The organism is Paenibacillus zanthoxyli JH29 (genome assembly GCF_000520715.1).
GTDB lineage: Bacteria > Bacillota > Bacilli > Paenibacillales > Paenibacillaceae > Paenibacillus_AQ > Paenibacillus_AQ zanthoxyli.
In genome coordinates this window covers 1-3,101 of record NZ_ASSD01000500.1, presented here as the reverse complement: position 1 = coordinate 3,101, position 3,101 = coordinate 1, and the positions used below count along the sequence as shown (strand labels likewise).

General features: G+C 51.6%; 3 protein-coding genes and 1 pseudogene. All 4 read right to left on the bottom strand.

Going from position 1 to position 3,101, the window contains the following annotated elements:
• Positions 1-38: 38 nt before the first annotated feature.
• Complete coding sequence (locus L691_RS0119160; RefSeq protein WP_025691990.1) at positions 39-758, bottom strand: YebC/PmpR family DNA-binding transcriptional regulator; 720 nt, start codon at positions 756-758, stop codon at positions 39-41.
• Between the two features lie 158 nt (positions 759-916).
• Entirely contained in the window at positions 917-1,768 is an 852-nt protein-coding gene (modD, locus tag L691_RS0119155) for a ModD protein (RefSeq protein WP_025691989.1), read from the bottom strand.
• 161 nt (positions 1,769-1,929) lie between these two features.
• Positions 1,930-2,166, bottom strand: coding sequence for a hypothetical protein (locus tag L691_RS32150; RefSeq protein WP_156934286.1), 237 nt, complete (start codon positions 2,164-2,166; stop codon positions 1,930-1,932).
• A gap of 460 nt (positions 2,167-2,626) precedes the next feature.
• Positions 2,627-2,938, bottom strand: a pseudogene (locus L691_RS0119145) (transposase); the annotation flags it as partial.
• Between the last annotated feature and the right edge of the window lie 163 nt (positions 2,939-3,101).

Genomic DNA, 3,101 nt, shown 5'->3' with positions numbered 1-3,101 from the left:
TGCTAAGGACGGCAGCCGTTTCTGCTAGAAACAACAGACTATTCTTCGGAATCCACGTTATGATACACCTGCTGCACGTCTTCCAAATCCTCCAGAACATCGATCAGCTTCTCGAACTGAGCCTGGGAATCCTCCGGAATGGTCACATAGTTCTGCGGGAGCATCGTCAGCTCGGCAACCGTAAAATCGGTTACGCCCGCATTCTTGAACGCTTCCTGCACGGCATGGAACTGATCCGGCTCGGCGTAAACGATGACGGCCTCGTCTTCTTCCAGAATATCGCGCGCGTCCACATCCGCTTCCATCAGAATTTCCAGCACATCATCCGCACTCTTGCCGACCAGACCGATGACCGCCGTCGAATCGAACATATAGCTGACCGAACCGCTGACGCCCAGGCTGCCGCCGTTCTTGCTGAATGCGGCGCGCACTTCGGAGGCGGTGCGGTTGACATTGTTGGTGAGCGCGTCGACGATAATCATCGAACCGTTCGGTCCGAAGCCCTCATAGCGAAGCTCATCGTAAGTCTCATCCGAATTGCCTTTCGCTTTCTCAAGCGCGCGGTCAATGATCGCTTTCGGCACATTGTAGGTCTTGGCGCGCTCCAGCACGACCTTCAGCGCCCGGTTCGATTCCGGATCAGGCTCGCCCTGCTTGGCCACTACATAAATCTCACGCCCGAATCTTGCATATATACGGCTTGTGTTGGCGTCCTTGGACGCCTTCTTTTCCTTGATATTATTCCACTTACGGCCCATACTTTATCGCTCTCTTTCAACAGTGATTAAACGCAGTCCCTTATATTATACTCCTCTCATTATATCTATTAAAAGGGGGGCGGGGCAAATTTTGGGGAGCAGCAAGCCGCGCAGGCGATTCGCCCCCATGTTCCCGAGCAGCATCTGAGTACACCCGTTCACTCCCCGTCCGGCATCAGCCGGACGCTCATATCGAGCGGCTTCGCGAAGAACAGGCTCGTGGTCACCAGCACATCGACGCCGGAAGCTGCGTAAGCTTCAGCATTGTGCTCGTCGATGCCTCCTGCCGCCAGCAGCACTACATTCGGATTGGCGGCCCGAAGCTCCGTGCTTCCCGCAAGCAGCACATCCGGCGGCAGCTTGTCGAACTGCAGGCAGTCCACCCCAGCGCGGCACAGACGCAGGCCGTATTCCATGGAATCCGTCTCGACGACCAGCTTCTTCTCCGGCACCTTGGATTTCAGCTCTCCAATCCGCTCTACGAAAGCATCGGGTCCGCCGCAGAAGCTTGCGTGCTCCTTGAAGACCAGCACCGTCTCGGACAGTCCCAGGCGATGGGGTGCTGCGCCGCCGCACAAAATTGCTTTGACACTCATCGCCTTGGTGCCGGGAAAGCTTTTTCTCGTGCTCACCACGGAAACGTTCGGATTGACAGACTTCACTTTATCCACAATCCGTCTTGTCTTGGTTGCAATGCCGGAGCAGCATTCCAGCAAATTTTGCGTCACTTTCCAGGCCATATGCAGCGAACGGGCGGTGCCTTTGCCTGACAGATATACCTGCCCGGGCTCGACCCTCGTTCCCGATGGAAGGCTGAATACCGGGGTTATCCCCAGCTTGGCGAACATGCGCAGCACCTCCTCGGTTCCGCACAGCACCGCAGCTTCTCTGGAGAAGTACTTGATGGTTCCCAGCGACTCACCGATACCCAGCGCCCAGGTTGTCAGATCAACGTACGGAACATCCTCCCCGATCATCCGGTCGATCGCTTCATCGGAAATGTAAATCATAGCATCATCCTCCTGTTCAGACGAGAGCCCTTTCATCTATGTCCGCCTATACTGCCTGGAACAGCTCATTCGCCAACCTAAATATTTTAAATGAATATGGCGCTAATTGTATTCGTTATTTCGTCTTGAACAAATGAAGAAACTCATAGGGGCGGGTGACCTTAATGATTGCGGAGATTGGATGAACTGGCGAGGATGAATACGGTCATAAAAGTGCGGAAACTTCTTCGGTTTGCTCTAACCTTCTTTTCCACCAGGATTTTCGGGGGTTCTACTTGTGGTTTGGTCTGCCGAGCCATATAGCGGTCATAATTAGCCGTCCAGCGGCTTCTCACCTCTTCAGTGATCTGGTGATAGGCATGTTGCAGGGCATTTGCCTCGTTCAGCAGGTTTTTCATAAGCTCCAGCGGGCCGCCGGAATGGGCGATGTGACGCGCTTTGCCATTGTTTTCTTCCTCCCACTATAAAGTAATGTTTTCTCCTGTTTTCTCGCTCATTCGCAGTATTCAACTTTGACAACATAAGAGGTGCTGGTGGAGAATGTAGTCTGCACCACGATTTCCTGTAAGAGCGTATGCGGGAACAGAGCTTAGGAATGGCCTGCTTCCAAAACTGTGTATAATTGGTATGATCGCACAGTGGATCTCCACATTCGCCCTTGGGGTTTACCCTCCCATGTCACGCTGGGTCTATGCCCTTACATTCCTTCGTTCTACCTCTCAAGGGGTGGATGCCGATTCTTGCTCCTTTACGGGGTCGTTGCCCTTATGGAATGTTGTTCGTCGGCTTCTCCGGTGCTTCCGTTGTCTAGTTGTTCACTTGTGAATAACGCGATTTGCAGGCGATTGCTTCTTTCATTCAAGCAGCCTCTTGCTGCATCTGGTATAGCCGAACAGGGCCGATTACATCGATTGCATTGTACGCTCTCTGTTTTGTCCCCAGCGTATGCAGGACTCGAATCAGTTTTCCACATAAAGCGATGATCGATTGTTTCTTCTTAAGCGGATTCTGGCTTCGCGTTGTGTAATGCTTGTGCAGCGCTTTAAACGCTTCGTTCTTCGCCACCATCGGCATTACCGCACGGAACAGTAACGCCCGTAGAAGCGACCGCCCTCGTTTACTAATGCCCGTCTTGCCCTTCCGTTTGCCCGAACTGTTTTCTTTGAGATTCCTTCATTTTATCCTAAAAAAATATGAAAAGTTATATAAAATGGCAAAATAATTCATCATTATATTAAATATGTAATAATACTACAAGGTAAAATATCCTATAAATTAAATTATCTAAGCTATATAATGGCTCTTCGCGCTACTGGGTGGGTAAATGCCTATT